The 20,638-nt window shown below is 60.7% G+C and carries 23 protein-coding genes; 5 read left to right on the forward strand and 18 right to left on the reverse strand.

Annotated features, from left to right (window positions below):
• Nucleotides 1–44: 44 nt before the first annotated feature.
• From OO730_RS01765 to OO730_RS01810, 10 genes are all read right to left on the reverse strand, one after another.
• Nucleotides 45–1,580, reverse strand: a complete 1,536-nt coding sequence (locus tag OO730_RS01765) for an ABC transporter ATP-binding protein (protein ID WP_264982863.1) — start codon at nucleotides 1,578–1,580, stop codon at nucleotides 45–47.
• 3 nt (nucleotides 1,581–1,583) lie between these two features.
• Nucleotides 1,584–2,501, reverse strand: coding sequence for an ABC transporter permease (locus OO730_RS01770; protein ID WP_264982864.1), 918 nt, complete (start codon nucleotides 2,499–2,501; stop codon nucleotides 1,584–1,586).
• Between the two features lie 3 nt (nucleotides 2,502–2,504).
• Complete coding sequence (locus OO730_RS01775; protein ID WP_264982865.1) at nucleotides 2,505–3,566, reverse strand: ABC transporter permease; 1,062 nt, start codon at nucleotides 3,564–3,566, stop codon at nucleotides 2,505–2,507.
• Between the two features lie 9 nt (nucleotides 3,567–3,575).
• A complete protein-coding gene (locus OO730_RS01780) occupies nucleotides 3,576–4,718 on the reverse strand; it encodes a BMP family ABC transporter substrate-binding protein (RefSeq protein ID WP_264982866.1) in 1,143 nt (380 codons plus the stop codon).
• Nucleotides 4,719–4,846: 128 nt separating this feature from the next.
• Complete coding sequence (gpt, locus tag OO730_RS01785) at nucleotides 4,847–5,326, reverse strand: xanthine phosphoribosyltransferase (RefSeq protein WP_264982867.1); 480 nt, start codon at nucleotides 5,324–5,326, stop codon at nucleotides 4,847–4,849.
• A gap of 64 nt (nucleotides 5,327–5,390) precedes the next feature.
• A complete protein-coding gene (locus OO730_RS01790) occupies nucleotides 5,391–6,842 on the reverse strand; it encodes a dihydrolipoyl dehydrogenase family protein (RefSeq protein WP_264982868.1) in 1,452 nt (483 codons plus the stop codon).
• Nucleotides 6,835–7,530, reverse strand: a complete 696-nt coding sequence (locus OO730_RS01795; RefSeq protein ID WP_264982869.1) for a TVP38/TMEM64 family protein — start codon at nucleotides 7,528–7,530, stop codon at nucleotides 6,835–6,837. The genes OO730_RS01790 and OO730_RS01795 overlap by 8 nt, the downstream gene beginning before the upstream one ends.
• A gap of 7 nt (nucleotides 7,531–7,537) precedes the next feature.
• The gene (locus OO730_RS01800; protein ID WP_264982870.1) at nucleotides 7,538–8,485 is read right to left on the reverse strand and encodes a glucokinase; all 948 of its coding nucleotides are present in this window, start codon (nucleotides 8,483–8,485) and stop codon (nucleotides 7,538–7,540) included.
• Nucleotides 8,486–8,580: 95 nt separating this feature from the next.
• Nucleotides 8,581–9,453, reverse strand: coding sequence for a motility protein A (locus tag OO730_RS01805; protein WP_264982871.1), 873 nt, complete (start codon nucleotides 9,451–9,453; stop codon nucleotides 8,581–8,583).
• Between the two features lie 17 nt (nucleotides 9,454–9,470).
• A complete protein-coding gene (locus tag OO730_RS01810) occupies nucleotides 9,471–10,193 on the reverse strand; it encodes an OmpA/MotB family protein (protein WP_264982872.1) in 723 nt (240 codons plus the stop codon).
• Between the two features lie 186 nt (nucleotides 10,194–10,379).
• Between OO730_RS01810 and OO730_RS01815 the strand changes: the two genes are divergently transcribed.
• The 5 genes from OO730_RS01815 (at nucleotide 10,380) to OO730_RS01835 (ending at nucleotide 13,758) form a co-directional block, all read left to right on the forward strand.
• A complete protein-coding gene (locus OO730_RS01815) occupies nucleotides 10,380–10,994 on the forward strand; it encodes a Maf family protein (RefSeq protein WP_264982873.1) in 615 nt (204 codons plus the stop codon).
• Nucleotides 10,995–11,002: 8 nt separating this feature from the next.
• Nucleotides 11,003–11,512, forward strand: coding sequence for a DinB family protein (locus OO730_RS01820; RefSeq protein WP_264982874.1), 510 nt, complete (start codon nucleotides 11,003–11,005; stop codon nucleotides 11,510–11,512).
• 4 nt (nucleotides 11,513–11,516) lie between these two features.
• On the forward strand, nucleotides 11,517–11,984 hold the full coding sequence (locus tag OO730_RS01825) for a GNAT family N-acetyltransferase (RefSeq protein WP_264982875.1): 468 nt from the start codon (nucleotides 11,517–11,519) through the stop codon (nucleotides 11,982–11,984).
• A 221-nt stretch (nucleotides 11,985–12,205) separates the two neighbouring features.
• A complete protein-coding gene (locus OO730_RS01830; protein WP_264982876.1) occupies nucleotides 12,206–13,000 on the forward strand; it encodes an SPL family radical SAM protein in 795 nt (264 codons plus the stop codon).
• Nucleotides 13,001–13,272: 272 nt separating this feature from the next.
• A complete protein-coding gene (locus tag OO730_RS01835; RefSeq protein ID WP_264982877.1) occupies nucleotides 13,273–13,758 on the forward strand; it encodes a phosphatidylglycerophosphatase A family protein in 486 nt (161 codons plus the stop codon).
• A gap of 53 nt (nucleotides 13,759–13,811) precedes the next feature.
• On the opposite strand, the gene pal is transcribed toward OO730_RS01835, so the two are convergent.
• From pal to miaB, 8 genes are all read right to left on the reverse strand, one after another.
• On the reverse strand, nucleotides 13,812–14,360 hold the full coding sequence (gene pal / locus OO730_RS01840) for a peptidoglycan-associated lipoprotein Pal (protein WP_264982878.1): 549 nt from the start codon (nucleotides 14,358–14,360) through the stop codon (nucleotides 13,812–13,814).
• 120 nt (nucleotides 14,361–14,480) lie between these two features.
• Entirely contained in the window at nucleotides 14,481–15,788 is a 1,308-nt protein-coding gene (locus OO730_RS01845; RefSeq protein WP_264982879.1) for a protein tolB, read from the reverse strand.
• A gap of 5 nt (nucleotides 15,789–15,793) precedes the next feature.
• Nucleotides 15,794–16,669: a TonB family protein gene (locus OO730_RS01850; RefSeq protein WP_264982880.1), complete on the reverse strand. Its 876-nt coding sequence runs from the start codon at nucleotides 16,667–16,669 to the stop codon at nucleotides 15,794–15,796.
• A gap of 27 nt (nucleotides 16,670–16,696) precedes the next feature.
• Complete coding sequence (gene tolR / locus OO730_RS01855) at nucleotides 16,697–17,110, reverse strand: protein TolR (protein WP_264982881.1); 414 nt, start codon at nucleotides 17,108–17,110, stop codon at nucleotides 16,697–16,699.
• 159 nt (nucleotides 17,111–17,269) lie between these two features.
• Entirely contained in the window at nucleotides 17,270–17,968 is a 699-nt protein-coding gene (locus OO730_RS01860; RefSeq protein WP_264981028.1) for a MotA/TolQ/ExbB proton channel family protein, read from the reverse strand.
• Nucleotides 17,969–18,102: 134 nt separating this feature from the next.
• Complete coding sequence (locus OO730_RS01865) at nucleotides 18,103–18,753, reverse strand: histidinol phosphate phosphatase domain-containing protein (RefSeq protein WP_264982882.1); 651 nt, start codon at nucleotides 18,751–18,753, stop codon at nucleotides 18,103–18,105.
• Between the two features lie 7 nt (nucleotides 18,754–18,760).
• Nucleotides 18,761–19,255 carry a bifunctional nuclease family protein gene (locus tag OO730_RS01870; protein WP_264982883.1) on the reverse strand — a complete coding sequence of 165 codons (495 nt, stop codon included), beginning with the start codon at nucleotides 19,253–19,255 and terminating at the stop codon, nucleotides 18,761–18,763.
• A complete protein-coding gene (miaB, locus tag OO730_RS01875) occupies nucleotides 19,249–20,598 on the reverse strand; it encodes a tRNA (N6-isopentenyl adenosine(37)-C2)-methylthiotransferase MiaB (RefSeq protein ID WP_264982884.1) in 1,350 nt (449 codons plus the stop codon). The genes OO730_RS01870 and miaB overlap by 7 nt, the downstream gene beginning before the upstream one ends.
• Nucleotides 20,599–20,638: the final 40 nt, after the last annotated feature.

The raw sequence follows: 20,638 nt of genomic DNA on the forward strand, positions 1-20,638 counted from the left end.
TTGTCCGACCTGAACAGGCCGGGGAAAGGCTAATGGAATGTGGCTCAGTCGATCACTCCGGCCATGAGGGGCCCGATCTTTGAGGGTGTGGTCTCGTCGGCGGCATCAAGGATGCCCAGAATCTGCCCCCGGTAAATGACCGCGATGCGGTCGGCCAGTTGCAGGGCCTCATTCAGGTCCCCGGTGACCAGCAGCACTCCGGCCATGGATCGGGCTTCAAGGAGTCGGTTCCAGACCTCTTCGGTTGCGGACACGTCCAGCCCCTGGGTGGGCTGTTCGGCAACAATGAACCGGGGCTGGCGGTACAGTTCGCGAGCCAGCACGGCCTTTTGCAGGTTGCCGCCGGAAAGCTGCCAGGCCAGGGCATGAATGCGCCCCGGCCGGATGTCGAATTTTTCTATCAAATCCACGGTGTCCCTGGCCGCCCGCTTCTTGTCGAGCCACCACCCCTTGGCAAACCCCTTGCGCGTGGTCAAGAGCAGGTTGTCCACCAGATTCTGGTTGCGCAAGGTGGCCAGCCCGAGTCGGTCCTCGGGGATGTAGCACATGGACCGGTTCCAGGTGGATTCGGCAAAAAATTTACGCCACGGGTGCCCCATGATGAACACCGTGTCCACGGGCGGACGAATCAGACCCGTGACCGCTTCAACAAGCGGTTTCTGACCGTTTCCGGCCACCCCCACCAGGGCCACGATCTCGCCCCGCCTGACATCGAGGTCCACGTCCACCAGGCCAAGCCCGTTCATGCCCTTTATTTCCAGGACCTTTTCACCGATCTCGACGGTCTCGCGGTCGACTTCAAGGAGCACTTCCTTGCCCACCATGCGCGAGGCGAGGTCCGCCTTGGACTCGATGAGGCTCGTGTCGAGCTCGCCCTCGATGCGACCGCGCCGTAGAATGGCTATCTCGTCGGCCAGGGCGATGACCTCTTCCAGCTTGTGGCTGATGAAGATGATGGACTTGCCCTGCTCGGTCATGTTCCAGAGGGCCTCGAACAGCCTGGCCGTCTCCTCGGGCGTGAGCACGGCGGTGGGCTCGTCGAAAATCAGGATACGGCTCTCGCGGTACAGCAGCTTGAGGATTTCCACCAGTTGGCGCTCGCCCATGGACAGGTCGGCTATGCGCGCGCCGGGGTGGATGTCCAACCCGTAGCGCTCTGCCAGCTCGCCCACCCGTTTCTCCATCTCTTTGGGCTTGACCAGGAATGTTCCCTCCTGGCCCAGCAGGACGTTCTCGGCAACGGTCATGGAATCCACCAGCATGAAGTGCTGGTAGACCATGCCGATGCCCGCTTCGATGGCGTCCCTGGACGACGAAAAGTTGACCGGCTCGCCGTCGATCTCGATGATCCCCTCGTCGGGCTTGTACCGCCCGGCCAGCATGGACATCAGGGTGGACTTGCCCGCACCGTTCTCACCGAGCAGCGCCTTGATGCGGCCCGGGTAGACGTCGAGCGAAATGGAATCGTTGGCCAGGACCTTGCCGAACCGCTTGGTGATGGACTTGAGGCTGACCACGGGCTTGGTGCCCTCGGGCACATCCCTGACGGAAACCGGACGGGAGAAAAGGATATCGGTCACGCCCTACCCCTCCGGCTCGATGTTGGTGCCGAGCGCTGCGGGTCCCTCGATGCGACGGCCACGCCAGGCGGACAGGATGAGGACCAATATGGTCAGCAGGTACGGCAACATGAGCAGAAGCGATGACGGCAGGTTGGTGCCGACGGCCTGGAGCCGGAGCTGAAAGGCCATGACCCCGCCGAAAAGATAGGCGCCGACCACTGCGCGACCGGGACGCCAGAAGGCGAAGATGACCAGGGCCACGGCGATCCAGCCGCGTCCGCCGGACAGCCCGTTGGTCCACAAGTGGGTGTAGGACAGGGACAGGTAGGCCCCGCCAAGGCCGATGAGAAATCCGCCCGCCATGACCGCGAAGTAGCGCAGCCGCACGGGCTTCAACCCGGCGGCACCGGCGGCGGCGGGCATCTCGCCCGTGGCCGTCACGTGCAGGCCGAGACTTGTCCGCCTGAAAAAGAACCAGAAAATGAGCGGCAGCACGAAGGAGACATAGACCAGCATGTCATGCCGGAAAAAGATCTCGTTCAGGACCGGAATTTGGGAAAGCAAAGGAAAATCAAACGGGTCGAATCCGGGTGCGGCCAGCCCCACGTAGGGGACGCCGAGATAGTGCGTCAGCCCCAGACCGAGGATGGTCAAAGCCAGGCCGGACACCACCTGGTTGCCCAGGCAGGAAACGCAGACAAAGGCGTGCAGGCCGCCGAAGGCCATACCTGCCAGTCCGCCTGCCATGAAACCGAGCCAGGGCGAACCGGTAGTCAGGCTGACCCAGAAAGCGGCCAGGGCGGAAATGGACATCATGCCTTCCACGCCGAGATTCAGCACCCCGCCCTTCTCGGTCATCATCTCGCCCAGGGTGGCGTAGAGAATGGGCGTGCCGGACTGCACGGTGGCTGCGAAAAGCGGTATCAGGAAATCCCACATGGCCTAGTCCTGTTTCTGTCGTCGTTCGAGGGTGTACGTCAGGAAGAACTGCCCGGCCAGGACGGTCAGGAGGATCATCCCTTCCATGATCTCGCCGAAAGCGGCCGGAATCTGCAGTTCGAGCTGCAGGTTCTCCACGCCCACGCGCAGGGCGGCCAGCAGGAAAGAGGCAAAGGCGATGTTCAGGGGTTCAAGCCGGGCCAGCCAGGCCACGACAATGGCCGTGTACCCGTAACCGACCATGAGGCTCGGCTGAAGCCTATTGAGCACGGCGGAAGTCTCGATGCATCCGGCCCACCCGGCGAACCCGCCGGACAGGCACATGACCAGGATGGCCAGCATGCCGTAGCGAATCTTGGCGTACTTGGCGACGCGTGCGCCTTCGCCGCTGGCCTTGAGCTCGAAGCCCAGCCGGGTAAAGCGCATGAAACCCCACAACCCCACGCCGACCACCAGACAGAACAGCAGTCCCCAGTGGACGCGGCTGGTCCCGATATGCGGGATCACGGCTCCGGGAGTGAACTCGGCCGTCATGGGAAAGCCGAAGCTGGCCGGGTCCTTCCAGGCGCCGAACACGAGGAAGTCGAGCAGCAGGATGGCGATGTAGTTGAGCATCAGGGTGGAAATGATCTCGTTCACCCTGAGCTTGAGCTTCAGGATGACGGGAATGAACGCCCAGACGGCTCCGAAGATGAAGGCCATGACGAACATGAGCGGCAGCAGGACGACTCCGGGCAGATCCGGGAACGACAGGGCCATCCAGGTGGCCCCCATGGCACCGAGGGCGAACTGCCCCTCCGCGCCGATATTCCAGATCTGCATGCGGAAGGCAACGGCCACGCCCAGGGAACAGAGAAAGAGCGGAATGGCCTTGAGCAGGGCACCCTCAAGCGCCCAGTAGTTGCCGAAACTCCCCTGCCACAATACGGCCAGCCCATGAATGGCGTCCTTGCCCTGCCCGGCCAGGAGCAGGGAGCTCACCAATAGGGAAAAGAGCAGGGCGCCCAGGAAAACAACCAGGGCGCCCCACTTCCAGGGTTCATCTCTTTTGCGAATCTTCAGCACGTATGCTCGCTATTTGACGGTGCCGACAACGCCTTCCACGAACCAGTTCATGCCGAGCAGTTCGCCGTCGTTGGACGCGGAGCCCTCGGGGACAACAACCTCACCGGCCTGGTTCTTGATGGGACCGGCGAAGATAGTGTCCTCACCGGCTGCCAGCTTGGCGCGCTCTGCCTCGACGGAGGTCTTCACATCCTCGGGAACCATGGGACCGAAGGGAGCGATGTCCACGACGCCGTCCTGAAGGGACCACCACATGGATTCGTCACCCTTCCAGGAACCGTCGCGAACCTCTTCCATCATCTTGATGTACATGGGAGCCCAGTTCCAGACGGCGGAAGTCAGGTGCGCCTTGGGAGCAAAGGAAGACATGTCGGAGTTGTAGCCCACGGAGTAGGCACCCGCTTCCTGAGCGGCTTCCTGTGCGGCCGGGGAGTCCTGATGCTGGGCGATCACGTCGCAACCGGCGTCGAGCAGGGACTTGGCGGCGTCCTTTTCCAGAGCCGGATCATACCAGGTCTTGGTCCAGACCACGCGGACCTCGGCTTCGGGATTGGCCTTGCGGACGCCCAGAGTGTAGGCGTTGATGCCGCGAATGACTTCGGGAATCGGGAAAGCGGCCACGTAGCCGAGCTTGTTGCTCTTGGTCATGGCACCGGCGACAAGGCCGGTCAGGTAGCGCGCCTGATAGATGCGACCGAAGTAGTTGGAGACATTTTCGGACTTCTTGAAGCCGGAGCAATGCATGAACTTGGCGTCAGGAAATTCCTTGGCCACCTTGATGGTCGGGTCCATGTAGCCGAAGCTGGTGGTGAAAATGATATCGAAACCCTTGCGGGCCATGTTGCGGATGACGCGCTCGGAGTCGGCACCCTCGGGGACGGACTCGACAAAGGAGGTCTCGGCCCAATCCAGCTCGTCGACGGCCTTGCGGCCCAAGTCGTGGGCGTAGGAGTAACCGGCGTCGCCGACCGGGGAAACATAGACGAACCCGGCCTTGATGGTCTTGGGCTCTTCCTTGGCCGGGGCGGCGGCCTCTTCGGTCTTGGCAGGCTCTTCGGCCTTTTTTTCCTGGGGGGCTTCACCGCACGCGAACAGCATCAGCATCGCCGCGCAGGCAACGGATACACCAAACAGTTTCAGCATTTTTTTCATGTGGACCTCTCCGTTAGCGATTTAGTATCCGGACTTCTTATCCCAGCCTGTATTTCCGGGCAAGACCCAAAACGACTGCCCTGAAATCAACATGCTGTAATTGCAAAAAATGTTTTTTCGACCATCAATTATTCATTGACCTGAACAATGGGCTCCACAAACTGTGAACCGGCATCCCACGGGAACAGAATCCAGGTGTCCTGGCTGACCTCGGTGATGAAGGTCTCCACCAGGGGACGTCCCTCGGGCTTGGCATAGACCGTGGCGAAATGCGCCTTGGGGACCATGTCGCGAACGATCTTGGCCGTCTTTCCCGTGTCCACCAGGTCGTCGATGAGCAACCAGCCCTCGCCGTCCATATCCACTTTCTTGAGGATATTGGCCGAACCCTGCTCCTTCCAGTCGTAGGAAGAAAGGCAGACGGTGTCGATAAGATGCAGGTCCAGCTCACGGGCGATGATGGCCGCCGGGACCAGACCGCCGCGGGTGATGGCCAGTATGCCTTTCCACGGCCCCTTTTCCACAAGTCTCCAGGACAATGCCCGGCAGTCCCGGTGCAATTGCTCCCAGGAAACAGGGAACATCTTCTGGTATCTGTCTTTACCCATTTCCAAGCCTCTTTTTATGGATCAAGCTGAGATGCAGGGGCAGGTCGTACCCTCATACGGCCCATTAATCAAGCGTGCAGGCCCTGCCTTTGTAATCAAAGATGAAACTGAGCGTCTTTCGCACCTTGTCCGAAAACAATTTGCTCGACAAGACCTTGCCCGCCACGCGCTTGTTTATCTCCGCCACCGTGGGATAGGGATGAACGGCCGAGGCCAGGGAGGACAGGGACATCCGGGCGTTCAGGGCCGCCACCCACTCGCCCGCCAATTCGCCCGCATGGATGCCTGCGACCTGCACGCCGAGCGGTTTTTCCTTCCGGTCCAGGACGAGCTTGATCTTGCCTTCTGTTCCGCCCTCGGCCAACGCGCGATCGTTGTCGGCGAAGTTCTCCTCCCATACCGCATACTCGATGCCCTGCGCCTTGGCCTGCTTCTCGCAAATGCCCACGCCCGCCAACTCGGGATCGGTATAGGTGCACCAGGGCAGCCAGGTGTAGTCCGTTTTTCTCGGCAACCGGAACGCAACGTTGGCGATGACGATGCCCCCCTCGTATCCGGCGGCGTGGGTGAACTGGTATCTGCCAAGCACGTCTCCGGCGGCAAAAATATGCTTTTGGCTGGTGCGCAGACGGTTGTCGGTCTTCACACCCTTGGAATCGTATTCAACACCGCAGTGTTCCAACTTCAGCCCGCCCACGTTGGGCGACCGCCCGGCGGAGACCAGAAGCCTTTCCGCCCGAGCCACGCGGGTTTCCCCGTCGCGCGCGTACTCCACCTCCACCCCGCCCGGCACCCGCCGGACAGCCGAAGTGGCCGCGCACAGGTCAACGGCCACGCCCTCGCCCTGGAGCGCATCGAGGATCACGGCCGCCATGTCCTCGTCCGCTGCGGGCAGCAGTTGGCAGTTCCGCTGCAGAATGCGGACATCGGACCCCAGCCTGCTGAAGGCCTGGGCCATCTCGCAGCCGATGGGACCGCCGCCGAGCACGACCATGGAGCCGGGCAGCGTATCCAGATCGAACAGGTTTTCGTTGGTCAGGAAATCCGCGTCTGCCAGGCCCGGGATGGCCGGCACGGCCGGAGAAGAGCCCGTGGCGATGACCCAGAACCTCGCGCTGATGCGGGTCCCGGAGCAGTCCACCACATGGTCGTCTTCGAATACGGCCTCCCCGAACACGACCTTGACACCGAGTCCGCAGAACCGCTCTTCGGAGTCGTGCACCTGGATGGTGTCGATGACCGACCGGATGCGCGCATTGACCTTGGCCATGTCCACGGGCGGCAGGTCCACCTCGGGCAGGCCGAATCGCCCGGCATGCTTCATGCGATGATACACCCCGGCGGTCCGGATCAATGTCTTGCTCGGTACGCACCCCGTGTGCAGGCAGTCGCCGCCCAGCTTGGGAGCGCGCTCGATGAGCACGGCTTTCAGCCCCAGCTGGGACGTGCCCGAAGCCACGGTCAGCCCGGCGGCCCCGCCGCCGATCACGCCGATGTCATAGTCGTATTCAGCCACGGTTCCTCCTTGCCTGCAGCCAGTCCAGTCCCTTGCGGGCGACCAGAGGGAACAGGCCTATGATGACGAACGACAGGATCAGGCCGGGCGACAGCAGCCCGGAAAGTGAATCTATGCGCCCCAGCTCCCGGCCCGCGTTCACATAGACTACGGTGCCCGGCAGCATGCCGATCTGCGAGACCCAAAAATAGGTGAAGAGCCGCATGGGCGTCAGGGCCATGAGCGTGTTGATGGCAAAAAATGGAAAGACCGGCACCAGCCGCAGGGTGAAGAGATAGAACGGGCCGTCCTTTTCCACGCCCCGGTTGACCGCCGACAGCTTGTCGCCGAACTTTCGCTGCACATAGTCGCGGAACAGGTAGCGTGAGGCGAGAAAGGCCAGGGCCGCACCAATGGTGCTGGCAAAGGAGGCCACGATCACGCCCGTGACCAGCCCGAACAACGCCCCGCCCACCAGGGTGAGGACCGCCGCCGCAGGCAGGGAAAGGGCCGTGGCCGTCACATATATGAAGAAGTAGACGGCGAGGGTCGAGGCGGCGTGCTCGGCATACAGCGCCTGAAACCGGTCTCGGGACGCCTTGACGTATTCAAGGGAAAAATACTGGCCCAGGTCGAGCAGAAAATAGGCCGCGATCAGGCCGACGATCACAACGGCGATCAGCACTTTCCTGGTCGTCGCACTCGCCATGCTACCCCTACCCGCCCAGCAGCTGCATGCCGTAGAAACCGGCCCCGTACAGCCCGCTTTCCTGGTTGGTGTTGAGCCGAACCGGCACGGAATTCAGGAAATCCTGGTACACGTGGGAATTGTGGAACTCGGCCATGAACTCGGGGATCTCGACAAACATGGGGTTCTTGGCCGCAATGCCGCCCGCGATGTAGAAGCCGCCCCGCGCCATGACACCGATGGCCCAGTTGCGACAGGCTCGTCCGTAGAAACGGGCGTACCACCTGGCGGTTTCACTGTCGGGCGTGAGTTTGGCCGATATTTCCTTGGGTGCCAGGTCCTCGCCGGTCAGGAACTTGTGCACCAGCCTGAGCCCCAGCCCCGTGACCACGGAGTCGCCCTCCGGCCAGTTGCGGCCGCTCTCCCTTCGGTTGAACTCGGCGTACTCGGCCTCTTCCTTTCCGATGAAGGGAAAGGACATGTGCCCGCCTTCGCTGGGAAGCGCGGTCCAGCGGCTCTCGGCCCAGATCAGCGCGGAATACCCCAGGCCGGTCCCGGCACCGATGACGCCGATGGGATCGCGATCCACCCCCTCGCCCGGCTGGATGTCCCTGGCCCCGACGACCGCCGAAGTGCGGCAGGCATAGGCCTGGGCGGAGAAATCGTTGATCAGGCAAACCGTTTTCGTGCCGAAGTCCACTTCTCGCACGTCGATGCCCCAGGGGGCGTTGGGCAGGTTGGGACAGGTCACGCCACCATAAACCGCCCCGGCCGGGGCAAGGACAGCAGCCGCGAAATCCCCCGGAGAGGCCGAAAAGTCACTGTCCCACAACTGTTCCATCAACTCGGGGAACGTGGGCGCGCCATGGGTTTCCAGCCAGATGGAATCCACCATCTCAAGGGTTTTGCCGTCGGTCTCGAACAAGGCGAAACGGCTGTTGGTGCCGCCGATGTCCGATGCCAGAATTCGTGCCATGTAAATCCTTCCTCCGTGAGGCGAAGCCTACCACAAAAGGCCGAAAAAAAAAGGGACCTCTTGGCCCCTTTTTCCACTGAATCGAAAGGATGTTTCTATGCGGCTTCGGTCTCTGCCGCACTCGGCTCGCCGGGCATGACCATGTCGGAGAGCTCCACGGGCTGCTGCTTTTTCTGCACGTACTTGCGGGTGATGCGGCGCAGGGTCTCGGTCTTGCCTTCGCGTTCCGAGGGCGACAGGAAGGAGGCCAGCTTGCGCTCCAGCTTGTAGGAGTTCTGCTCCTTGCTGATGGCCACGATTCCTTCCAGGACGAGCTTCTGGTTCAAGAGCTCCGCCCGCGTATGATGGTTGATGTTCTCGGCGATGGGCGAAAACACGAGATTGCTCAGGATCAAGCCGTAGAGGGTGGAAATGAAGGCCACGGGAATGTTCTTGAGGATGACGGCGGTGTCGTTGATCCCCATGAGCAGGCCGATGAGCCCGATGACGCTTCCGGCCACGCCGAAAGCCGGGGCCGTGCGGGCCATATTCGAAAAGAACCGCTCGCTCTGCTGGCGGCGCAGGTTGAAAAAGTCCATCTCCGTGCTCAGGCACTCGCGGATTTCATCCTCCTTGTAGTTGTCCACCAGGAGGATCAGCCCGTTTTTCAGGAACGAAGTGGTAGCCTTTGCCTCGGACCGCTCCAGTGAAAGCACGCCGTCCACCTTGGACTTCACCGACAGATCGAGCAGGGTGTGGACGATCTCCTCTGCCGAAGCCTGCCCGTTCCTGTAGGCGTTCTTGGCAACGGTGAAGGCGTTCTTGACGTGCTTGACCGGGTAGCTGATCAGCATGGCCGCTGCCAGGCCGGATATGACCACCAGGAAGGCGGCCAGGTTGAAGTAGGCACCGGCTGCCCCGGTGAGCATGAAGCTGCACACGAAAATGGCGAGGCTCAAAATAATGCCGAAAATGTTTTTCCTGCTCATGACATCCTCCGATCGATTCAGCTTTGGTTGACGATGACGATTTCGACTCGTCGGTTGGAAGCCCTGTTGGCCTCGGACGTTTCCGGCAGCTCAGGCTGGTACGCCCCCCGGCCGGTGATCACGATCCGCTTGGGCTCGATGTTGAAGCGCGAAATGAAATACCCGGCCACGTCGGAAGCCCGGTCCGTGGACAGGGCGAAACTTGCGGCCCCCTGCGACTCGCTCTCGTCAGCGAAACCGACCACGTGCACGGTACCCACATTGAGGCTGACCACTTTCGCGATCTCGTCGAGATACTGCCCGGCCTCGGGCTTGAGGTCGCTGGACTTCTCGTCAAAGAACAACGCTCCGCGCAGGGATATGCGGACTCGCCCCGGCCCCTCCTGGACCACGGAAATGCCGTTGGCCCGGGAACGATACAGCACGCGGGCATCGGTCATGCCGACCACGTCGCCGCTCCCGCCCGCAGCCGCACGGCTGGCAATCTGGCCGATGAGACCGATGAGCGGATCTATGGCGCTGGTTGCCCTGGCCTCCGCCGCACTCTGGCTGCTGAACAGGATCTTTACGTCCTTGTGCGCCCCGGCGTAGATGAACAACACCACGAACAGCACGAACATGACCATCATCAGGTCGGCCCACGGCACGGCCCAGTCCTGCATGCCGCGAACCGAAGCCCTTTCTTCAAACTGGTCAAATGACGTAAAATCCCCTGTGAACCGTTTTCCGTTTTCTCGCATTTGTACTCCTGCGCGTGTGCGCGTAAACACCACAGCAAGAAATCTGCCACAGTTACAACAATATGGAATCACAACAAAAATAATCGTCCCGTCATCCGACGCGGTTACACCCCATGACCAAACGACAAAAAACCGTCGCCGTGCAACGCCGTTGACTCGACACTCCATATGGGGAAAAATCAAACGATGAAGAACACCACAAACGGGCCTTTCACGGCCTCAAGCCCCATCATCCTGGCCTCGGGTTCTCCCCGGCGCAGGGAATTGCTCTCGGACCTCGGACTGGAGTTCACGGTGGAACCGAGTTCAGCCGAGGAACCCCTGCCGAATCCGGGCGAAAAACCGCTCGAATATGTGCTGCGCATGGCCGAGATGAAAACCCTGGACGTGGCCCGAAACCACCAAGGGATGACGATTCTGGGAGCGGACACCATCGTGGTCCTGGAAAACCGCATCATGGGCAAGCCTTCCGGCAAACTGGACGCCCTGGATATGCTCACCGCCCTTTCCGGCCAGACCCATCAGGTCGTCACCGGCTTCTGCCTGGTCCTGCCCGACGGCTCCAGGCTCTCCAGGGCGGTCAGCACGGACGTGGATATGCGCGTTTCCACTGAAGCCGAACTCATGGGCTACATAGAAACCGGCGAACCCATGGACAAGGCCGGAGCCTATGCCATCCAGGGTATCGGAACCTTCCTGGTCACGGCCATCCGGGGCTCGTATACGAATGTGGTCGGGCTGCCGCTGTCGAGAGTGCTGGACGCACTGCTCTCCCAAGGCATTGCAGTCACCCGATACTGAAGGAATTCATGATGTCAGACGCCTTTTCCCCCGAGATCCAGGCCATTCTCTCCAGCCTTTACGGCTCGCCGGCCATATTGGAAGAACTTCTCCTTTCCATCCCGGCCGATGCGCTGAACCAGAAACGCGGCCAGGGCTTTTGGTCCCTCCACGAACACGCCGCACACCTGGCGGATGTTCAGCCCATGATTCTTGAACGGTTGCGCCGCATCACCTCCGAAGACATGGCCGAGTTCGTGCCGTTCATCCCCGGAGAGGACGAAACGGCCGAATCTCCCGCGCTGCCTTCCGTTGAAATGATCCTGACGCGGTTCCGATCCGTCCGCCAGGAACAGGTCGAACTCCTGGAAAAGGCCGGGGAGTCTGCATGGGAAAAACGCGCCATCCACCCTGAATATGATCAATACGGCCAGCTTATCCTGGCCCGCCACATCCTCATGCACGACCACTGGCACATGTACCGGATGGAAGAATTGTGGCTGACCAAGGACGAATTCCTGACCAAGCTAGAAGGGTAGCATCATGATCATCCGCAAGACACGCCCCGGAGACCTTGGGCTCGTGGCCGCCGTGCACGCCAGGTCCATCGCCGAATCCTGCAGCGGCCACTATACCCCCGCCCAGATCAGGGCCTGGACCGGCGTGCTGCAACCGGCGGTGTACGAATCGGCCATCAAGGATAAGCATTTCATCGTGGCCTGCGACGGGGACGCGATCCTGGGCCTCGGTATTTTGGACCTTGGGCACCCCGAAATCAATGCGGTTTACGTTGACCCGGACCGCGCCGGGCAAGGCGTCGGCGGACGAATATTGTCCGAGTTGGAGGAAACGGCTGAAAAGCACGGCTTCACGCAACTGACCGTATTCTCCACGCTCAATGCCAGGCATTTCTACCTGAAACACGGCTACCGGACACACAAACCCGCAACGCACTCCCTGCCCGGCGGCCTGGAACTGGAATGCATTGAAATGCATAAGCGCCTCGGCTGATCACGACGAAACGCCCATGAAACAGCCAAGCCATATACTGCACACCGGACTCATCGACCGCCTTGACCGAAGCGGCACTGAAATCCCCTGCTAGGGCAGCGGCCAGGACGGGGAATACCGCCCGGGATGCAAGACGGGCTCCGACCATTTCGCCGTTCATGGGGAAGTGGTCCTACCGAGGCAGAAGTGATAAAAATGTACCAGCCCCATGGAGGTTCAACATGAAAATCCGACACTGCTCACCGAGGCCTGCTCTAAACGAATGTTCTTTGGAATCCTGTGCTTACCAGGTTGATCCATACATAGGGTGTGCGCATCTTTGTCATTACTGCTATGCACTCAATGGAGCCGAAACAAATTGGTCCCGGGAAATTCTGTATTACGAGGACATCCAAACCCAACTGGCCACAGAGCTTGAGGGGATTCCGGCACAACACATCTACATGGGGTGGAAAACAGACCCGTACCAGCCTTGCGAAGAAGAACTGAAGCAAACCAGAAGAGTGCTTGAACTGTTACACTCACGAGGATTTTCAGTGAGTATCCTGACCAAATCCAATTTGGTGCTTCGAGATCTGGACATCCTCACATCCATGGATCAATCCGCTATCAGCCTGTCTGTAGCCTTTGATGATGAAAACACACGTGAACTTCTTGAAGCCAACACGATGTCTACCCTGGCCAGAATAGAGGCCCTGAAGGAATGCAAGCAGGCCGGATTACGTGTTTCTGCAATGATTTGCCCTGTAATTCCATATGTTAACGATCCAATACCCATACTCGAAAAAGTAACACCGTTTGTGAACAAAATATGGGTGTATGGTCTCAGCATTCTCGATGAATCAGAAACGAATTGGAAGAATATCGACGACCTCTTGAAGAAGAAGTATCCATCCGAGTATTCCGAAATGCGGAATGCGATTTTCGACAGAACCCATCATTTCTGGGCCGAACTCAGGGCTGAAATACTTGATGCCTGCTCCCGGAGAAGCTTTGATCTGTCAATACACATATAGGGCTTTTCGACTCCCCATGGAAGCTCCTGAGCCGGCCTCAGGGGCACGCTCCCCCAATCGATCGCCTCTCTATGATTACGAACACTTTTAATGCAATAATTACAGATAAATCCAACAGGAACAGCCTGGACCGGCAGCCCCTGACGCGAAAGCTGGAAGTTCTGTTGCCATGGACTGTCTTCATCCCGAAAGAGTCATCCGCCTTTGACGCGGCAACCAGGATGGATATATAACCGCTCCCGGCACCCCAACAACTAACCCGAAAAAAACTCATGCCCACTCGTTCCCCATTGGATACCCTTGCCACCGCACTGGCCACCCTCGGCCCCATCGGCCATTTCCCCAAGGCCCCCGGCACATGGGGTTCCCTGGCTGCCGTGGTGGCCGCACCATGGCTTTTCCTGCCCCTTCCGCCTGCCGGACGCCTCGCGGTCCTGGCTGCGGTCTTCGTGGTGGGCACCTGGGCGTGTTCCCGCGCCGAAAAAGTCCTGGGCGCCAAAGACCCCGGCTGCGTGATCATCGACGAACTGTTCGGCCAATGGCTCGCCCTGCTCCTGTTCGCGGCCATGCCGCTCTGGTATCTGACACTCGGCTTTGTCCTGTTCCGCATCTTCGACATACTCAAGCCGTGGCCGGTCAAATGGGCGGAAACAGCCTTCCCCGGCGGCCTGGGCGTCATGGCCGACGACGGCGTGGCCGGTCTCTACGCACTCGGCTTCCTGCACCTGATCCATTATCTTCTGACCATGCTCGCATAAAAAAACGCCGTCTCCCTCTGGAGACGGCGTTTTACTATCCGATTGGCTTTCGCCTATTGCACGACGAACTCGGCGCGGCGGTTCTGCATCCAGGCGGACTCGTTGTGGCCCGGATCGACCGGCTTTTCCTCGCCGTAGCTGACGATCTTCATGCGGCCGGGGTCCACGCCGAGGATGACCAGGTGCTCGTAGGCGGCGCGGGCGCGGCGTTCACCCAGTGCCAGGTTGTATTCCTCGGTTCCGCGTTCGTCACAGTGACCTTCGATGACAACTTCAACGTCCGCGTACTTGCGCATGATGTTGGCCTTGAGCGCCAGGATGGCACGGGCCTCTTCCTTGAGCACGTAGGAATCGAAGTCGAAATGAATGGTCACGCTGGAAAGTTCTTCGATGGCCTCGGACTTGGCGCGGGCTTCCGCTTCGGCGGCCAATGCGGCCTCGTCCACCTGCGGTTTTGTCGGCGGAGGCGTCCAGGTCGTATCGTCCTTCACCTCGACCTTGGTATCAGGAGCACTGGTTGTCGTTTTCTTGGCGCAACCAGCTGCAACAATCAGTGACAGAGCCATAAGGGCCACAATGACGACATTCCATTTGATTCTCATGCTCACTCCTTGGTAGAGCCGACGCCCGGCCATGTTTAGCTTTGGACAAGCCTTTGGTTCCCGTATTACTGTACGGTGTACCCGTTCCTTGACAAAAATCAACCCCGATTTGATGACAATTTACCACTGCAGCGACGTATCCCACGCGGGCGCGAAAGCCGCTCCCTTGCCCGTGGGAATGCGCTTGGGCGTGTCGCCGTGCCGTGTAGTCAGATACACCTTGTACTCCCCGGTCCGGCTGGAAGCAAAGGCCACGAAGTAGCCGTCGGGCCCGAATGCGGGGTATTCGTCGTTGCCGGGCCCGAAAGTCAGCTGCTTTTCCCGACCGGTCTGCAGATCGTGCAGATAGATGCGATGCCCGTCCGAGGTCTGATGGGTGTAGGCCACGAACCTCCCGTCCGGGCTGATGCAGGGATGGGTGTTGTATTTGCCCGTGGTGGTCACCCGCCGTATGTCGCCGGACTTGACGTCCATCAGGTATATGTGCGGGTTGCCCGCCCGGCTGGAGGTGAAGACCATTTTTTCGCCGCTGCGGTCGAAGCTGGGCGAGACATCGATGTACGGGCTCCCCACCAAAGGCTTCTCCGGCTTGAACGATTTGTCCAGACCGTAAATATTGGTGGCCCCGTTGCGGTTGAGTGCGACAAAGAGCTTGTCCCCTGCACTGTAGACAGGGCTGATGATGGTCGAACCCAGGCCCTTGTAACGCCGCTTTATCTTGTTGGTGGCGCTGTCGAAGACGCAGAGCTCATGCCGGGTCTTGCCGATGTGGGTGAAGGCGATCTTGGAACCGTCGGACGACCAGGTGGGGCTCAGGTTGAAATCACCGAGCCTGGTGATCTGTTTCAGTTCCCGCCCCTGGGGCAGCACGGTGAAGATTTCCTTGGTCTTGCCCATCTGGCGCACAAAGGCGATGGGAGAATCAAAGAAGCCCTTCTTGCCGGTCAGCGCCTCCAAGAAGGAGGAACAGAACCGGTCGGCCACAAGCGGCAGATTCTGGCTGACGTCGCGGTAGGACTTGCCCACCACGCGACGGCCGCTGAACGTCTCGAATACGCGCGCCTCAATGTACTCGCCGTTCCAGCCGGCGGTCATGCACAAATCCACGCGGGCAAGCTGAAAGGGCTTGAAGTCGATCTCCGACCCCTTGACCCCGGTACTCGGATCGCCGCCGAGCAACTGATCGACACCCACCAGCTTGAGAAACGGGATGTAGCTCAGATTGTTGACCACAAGCTCCTGCAGGGCCTGGGCTGCGGCCTCGGGGACCGGCGCGCCGTCCAACCCCTTCGGGGGCAGGATGGTCAGATTGACCATGCGCTGGCCGGGACCGTGAATGTCCACGGTCAGCGGCCCGGCGGCAAAGGCCGGGATGGTCATGAGAATGGCACAGACACAACCGATGAGAATGACGGAAAGCCTTTTCATATCACCTACTCTGCGAGTTCCTGGCTGTTGAAATTGATCCGGAGAGTCCGGTCGCGCTCGGTGCGCGGTCTCTCCACATACTCGGTTTCCTTGATAGCCCGAAGGGCGGAATTGTCAAATTCGGGGTTGCCGGATGAATCAATGATTTTGGATGACAGGATATTGCCGTCAGCGTCCAGGATGATCTCGACGGAGGCCAACAGGTTCGATTCACCGGCAAAACTGGGATACCGCCAATTCTTCTTGATGGCGGCCCCAACGATGAGCGCGTAGACTTCGGACAGACCGGAGCCGGTACCGCCCACGTGACCGCCTTCCACACCGCCCTCGACGCCGCCCGGCTGTCCGCCGTGGGCATACACTTCGTCGCCCTCACGCTTTTTGAGAGCAGCCAGTTCGGAAGCCAGTTTCTTGGCCTGCTTGGCCTCCTGGCGCTTTGTTTCCGCCTTGGCCGCCGCCATGCCTTCTTCCAAGAGCTGCCGGGCGGTCTTCTTGGGTTTTGGCTTGGGTTTCGGCTCGGGCTCGGGCTTGGGTTTCTCTTCCTTCTTCTTGACGACCTTCTTCTCGACCTTCTTGGGGCTGATCTCTTCCGGCTTGGGCTCGGGCTTAGCCTCCACCACCGGTGCCTGGGGCACTTCCACCGCCGGTTCCGGCTTGGCCTCGACCACGGGCACTTCCGCTGTTTCCGGAGCCGGTTCGGGCTTGGCCTGCACTTCCACGGGAGGTCCGGGAGGCGGCGGGGCGAGGGACACGAGGTCCACCGTGTACACGGGCACGTCGAGATCGACGTTCACGCCAGTGTAGGGCAGGCCGTACACGGCCAGCACGCCCAGTCCGACGTGAAAGGTGAGAGAGAGGAAAAAACCCAGGCTTTGCCGCATAAATATGCCGTTATCCTTACGGATGGACTACTTCTTCTTGTCCTTTTCCTGCTCGGCCACGATGCCGAGCCGGTCGATGCCCGCAGACTTGATTTCGCCCATGACGCGGACCACCGTGCCGTAGGCGACCTCCTTGTCGGCGCGCAGGAACAGCTGCTTCTTCTGCTTGGCCACCAACTGCTTGAGGTGGGTCTGCAGCTCGTCCAGCCCCACCTGGTATTCGTCCAGGAACAGGGTGCCGTCCTTCTTCACCGACAGGATCAGATGCTCGGAATCCTGGGGCAGGTTCTTGACCGTCCGCGTGGTGGGCAGATCCACCTCCACGCCCTGGGTCATGAGCGGGGCCGTGACCATGAAGATGATCAGCAACACCAGCATCACGTCCACGAAAGGCGTGACGTTGATTTCGTTGAGGAAGCCGCCGCCGGTTTTTATGGCCATGGATCAGTACTCCCCCGGCTGCCCATAGCGGCCCGATTGCTGCGTTGCCAGCCGCAAAGCTGTCCTCGACGTAGCGCTGCTACGCCTGCGGCAGCTTGACGGCTGTCGCCTTGCACTCGAACCACTCTGAACAACCTCAATGCATGCGGTCGCCATGGATCAGTCCCCCTTGGAGGCCCAGGCGATCTCGCGCTCGGCGCGGTTCAGGAACGCGCCCGCGAAGTCCACCATGCCGGACTCCACCTCGTTCAGCTTGCCCAGGAAATAGTTGTAGAAAATGGTGGCCGGGATGGCGACCAGCAACCCGATGGCCGTGGCGATGAGCGCCTCGGAGATGCCCGGCGCCACCGTGGCCAGGGCCGCGCTCTGGGCCAGGCCGATGGAGTGGAAGGAGTGCATGATGCCCCAGACCGTGCCGAACAGGCCGATGAACGGGGCCGCGTTGGCGCAGGTGGCCAGAAACGGCAGGTTGCGGGTCAGCACGCGCATCTCCTTGGAGATGCCCTGCTTGAGCACCCGCCGAAGCGTGTCCTTGACCAGAAGGCGTTTGCGCTCGCGGTTGACGTCCGCCTTCTCCAGCAGCCGGAATTCCTTCACGGCCAGGGAGGACACCCTGGACAGCGGGGAATTTTCCTTGTCGCCCAGCCCCTTGAGGCCGCTGGTCAGGTCCCCGGCGTCCATGAACGCCTCATACCCTGCCATGACCTTCTTGCGGGCCGAGCCGATGGAGAAAAACTTGAAGAAAATGATGGTCCAACTCCACAGGGACATGCAGGCCAGGAAAAGCATCACCAGCTTCACGGCCAGGGTCGCTCCCATCAGCAGGGAAAGAATGTCGCTCTCGGGCAGAAAATTCATGATATCACCTGTTCCTGTTTATCGTAGGTCTTCCGGGACCCGCGCTTCGTGCAAAAAAAGCCGTGACCAAGCGCGCCGCGGCTTTCCGATTTCACCTTGTTTTCATCCCGTTGTGATCACGATCATGAAACAATCTATTTCATGCATCGCTGAACGATCTCCCATGCGTTGGCCTCGGTCCGGCGATACTCTTCCTTGGTCAGTCCGGCACCCAGGCCGACCTTTTCCCGAAGTTCCCTGCTCACCAGATCGCCGGGCGCGTGGGCGTCGTTGTTGATGACAAGCCTGGCGCCATGCTTGCGGGCCATGGCAGCCACATGGCCGTTGGTCAGGCTGTGCCCTCTCCGGGTGGTGATCTCGATGGCCACCCCCTTCTCCACGGCGAGCTTGACCTCCTCGTCGGTGATCATGCCGGGATGCGCCAGAACGTCCACACCCGCTTCGATGGCCGCCAGGTTGGTTCCGGGAGCAACCGGCTCCACGGGGGTCTCACCGTGCACGACGACGATCTGTGCTCCCGCCTTGCGGGCCGCCTCGGTCATCTCGCCGATGAGCGCGGGCGGCACATGGGTCAATTCGACCCCGGCCATGAGCGTAAGGTCGAAGAAATGACCGTGCTTGTCCACGAACCGGCGCACGTTCTCCAGGATGTGGTACAGGGTAGCCTCGTCCGCATGGTCCGTCATGCAGAGCGCCTTGTAGCCGATAACCTCGGCCCTGCGGGCGAGTTCCGCCGGGATCAGGACTCCGTCGCTGAAAATCGTATGGGTATGCAGATCGATCATGGTGGTCCTACATCTTGTATTTGATTTCGTCTTCGGAGAGTTTATCCAACTCTTCCAACCACTTGTCAGAATTTTCGGTCGTCAGGACTGTTTCGGCGTGTTCCGGGAACGGCGCGCCCGCCTGGTCAAGGACGTCTTCCCCCGCGAAGATGGGGCATTCCGCACGCACGGCCAGGGCGACGGCATCGGATGGACGGCTGTCGATACGCCGGGTCTCCTTCTCCGTCTCCACCACGATCTCGGCGTAGAACGTTCCGTTCTCGATATCCGTGATCTCCACGCGGTTGACGGTGCCGCCCAGGTGCTTGATGACGTTCAAGAGCAGGTCATGGGTCATGGGCCGATGGAATTCCACCTTGTTGATGGCCATGGAAATGGACATGGCCTCCATGGCCCCGATCCAGATGGGCAGGACACGGGTATCGCCTTCGTCCTTGAGCACGATGATGGGCGACTTGCCCTTCTCGTCCAGGGCCATTCCGAAGATCTCCACCTTTACCACGGCTCGCCCGTCCTTTCCCCGTTCAGGGAATGTTTCTTGGCCTCCATGATCTTCACGGGCACCAGCATGCCCGCCAGCCCGGCCTCAAACTCCATGGGGACGTTGACGATGCGTCCGGCCGGGTCTCGCCCCTTCCAGGAAGCCAGGGGGCCGTCCTGCATGCGGCTCAGCCCCTCCATGAGAACATCGGTTTGCACGCCCACCATTTTTTTTAGACATTTTCTAGTAATATTATTTTGCAGAGTCTGCAAGCGCAGCAAGCGCTCGGCAGCCTCTTCCGGGTCCACCTTGGGCTCCATGTTCACTGCGGCCACGCCGGGCCGGTCGGAATACTTGAAGGAAAAGCTCGATTCGAAGCCGACCCGCTCCACCATGTCCAGCGTCTGCCTGAAGTCCTCCTCGGTCTCGCCGGGGAAGCCCACGATGAGATCCGTGGTCAGGGAGATGTCCGGCCTGGCCGAGCGCAGTCCGTCCACGATGGCAAGATATCGCTCGATGTCGTACCGGCGGCGCATGGCCTTGAGTACCTTGTCCGACCCGGCCTGCATGGGCAGGTGCAGGGACGGGCACAAATTTTCCAGCTCGCCGAAGGCCGCAATGACCTCGGGCGCGATATCCTTGGGATGGGAAGTGGTGAAGCGCAGCCTGTCGACCCCGTCGATGGCCGCCACGGACGTGAGCAGGCCGGCAAAGGTCACTCCCGCCCCGCCCTTGTCCAGGCCGAAGCTGTTGACGTTCTGGCCGAGCAGCGTGATCTCGCGCACGCCGTTTCCAGCCAGCATGCGGCACTCTTCCAGAATAGCCTCGGGGTGGCGGGATTTCTGGCGACCCCGCGTGTAGGGTACGATGCAGTAGGCGCAGAAGTTGTCGCACCCCTGCATGATGTTGACAAAGGCCTGGCGGGTCTCCGGCACCAGGGCGGACACCTTTTCGGGCTGCTCGCGCTCGGCGAACTTGGGCATGAAGTCCAGCAGGGCCACCCGGTCGTCCCTGCCCCGGGCGATGCGCTCCAGGGCGTTGGGCGCACCGGCGATACCGTCGGAACCGAACACCAGCTTGACATGGGGGAAACGGTCGAAAAAGCCCTCGCCCACCTGCTGGGCGACACACCCGCCCACGGCGGCAAAGACGTTCTCGTCCCGTTTCAGGTGGGCGGCCACCCGTCCCAGCTCGCTGTAGACCTTCTGCTCCGGCTTGTCGCGCACGCTGCACGTGTTCAGGATGTAGACCTGGGCGTCGTCCTCGCCCGCAGCTTCCCAGCCCCGGCTCTCGAGGGCGGCGGTCAGCCACTGGGAATCGTGGACGTTCATCTGGCACCCGAAGGTGGTGATGTGAAATTTCATGTATGGTTCCCGCCCGGCAGCATAGCGGGCTTGCGTTTGT

The organism is Pseudodesulfovibrio portus (assembly GCF_026000375.1).
Lineage (GTDB): Bacteria > Desulfobacterota > Desulfovibrionia > Desulfovibrionales > Desulfovibrionaceae > Pseudodesulfovibrio > Pseudodesulfovibrio portus.

What these genes read in the sequence shown, in the direction of transcription:
- OO730_RS01845 (WP_264982879.1), bottom strand. Translation starts at nt 15,788, where the DNA reads ATGAAAAGGCTTTCCGTCATTCTCATCGGTTGTGTCTGTGCCATTCTC.
- miaB (WP_264982884.1), bottom strand. Translation starts at nt 20,598, where the DNA reads ATGAAATTTCACATCACCACCTTCGGGTGCCAGATGAACGTCCACGAT.
- OO730_RS01820 (WP_264982874.1), top strand. Translation starts at nt 11,003, where the DNA reads ATGATGTCAGACGCCTTTTCCCCCGAGATCCAGGCCATTCTCTCCAGC.
- OO730_RS01825 (WP_264982875.1), top strand. Translation starts at nt 11,517, where the DNA reads ATGATCATCCGCAAGACACGCCCCGGAGACCTTGGGCTCGTGGCCGCC.
- OO730_RS01815 (WP_264982873.1), top strand. Translation starts at nt 10,380, where the DNA reads ATGAAGAACACCACAAACGGGCCTTTCACGGCCTCAAGCCCCATCATC.
- tolR (WP_264982881.1), bottom strand. Translation starts at nt 17,110, where the DNA reads ATGGCCATAAAAACCGGCGGCGGCTTCCTCAACGAAATCAACGTCACG.
- OO730_RS01850 (WP_264982880.1), bottom strand. Translation starts at nt 16,669, where the DNA reads ATGCGGCAAAGCCTGGGTTTTTTCCTCTCTCTCACCTTTCACGTCGGA.
- pal (WP_264982878.1), bottom strand. Translation starts at nt 14,360, where the DNA reads ATGAGAATCAAATGGAATGTCGTCATTGTGGCCCTTATGGCTCTGTCA.
- OO730_RS01830 (WP_264982876.1), top strand. Translation starts at nt 12,206, where the DNA reads ATGAAAATCCGACACTGCTCACCGAGGCCTGCTCTAAACGAATGTTCT.
- OO730_RS01865 (WP_264982882.1), bottom strand. Translation starts at nt 18,753, where the DNA reads ATGATCGATCTGCATACCCATACGATTTTCAGCGACGGAGTCCTGATC.
- OO730_RS01780 (WP_264982866.1), bottom strand. Translation starts at nt 4,718, where the DNA reads ATGAAAAAAATGCTGAAACTGTTTGGTGTATCCGTTGCCTGCGCGGCG.
- OO730_RS01800 (WP_264982870.1), bottom strand. Translation starts at nt 8,485, where the DNA reads ATGGCACGAATTCTGGCATCGGACATCGGCGGCACCAACAGCCGTTTC.
- OO730_RS01835 (WP_264982877.1), top strand. Translation starts at nt 13,273, where the DNA reads ATGCCCACTCGTTCCCCATTGGATACCCTTGCCACCGCACTGGCCACC.
- OO730_RS01795 (WP_264982869.1), bottom strand. Translation starts at nt 7,530, where the DNA reads ATGGCGAGTGCGACGACCAGGAAAGTGCTGATCGCCGTTGTGATCGTC.
- OO730_RS01810 (WP_264982872.1), bottom strand. Translation starts at nt 10,193, where the DNA reads ATGCGAGAAAACGGAAAACGGTTCACAGGGGATTTTACGTCATTTGAC.
- OO730_RS01860 (WP_264981028.1), bottom strand. Translation starts at nt 17,968, where the DNA reads ATGAATTTTCTGCCCGAGAGCGACATTCTTTCCCTGCTGATGGGAGCG.
- OO730_RS01770 (WP_264982864.1), bottom strand. Translation starts at nt 2,501, where the DNA reads ATGTGGGATTTCCTGATACCGCTTTTCGCAGCCACCGTGCAGTCCGGC.
- gpt (WP_264982867.1), bottom strand. Translation starts at nt 5,326, where the DNA reads ATGGGTAAAGACAGATACCAGAAGATGTTCCCTGTTTCCTGGGAGCAA.
- OO730_RS01805 (WP_264982871.1), bottom strand. Translation starts at nt 9,453, where the DNA reads ATGAGCAGGAAAAACATTTTCGGCATTATTTTGAGCCTCGCCATTTTC.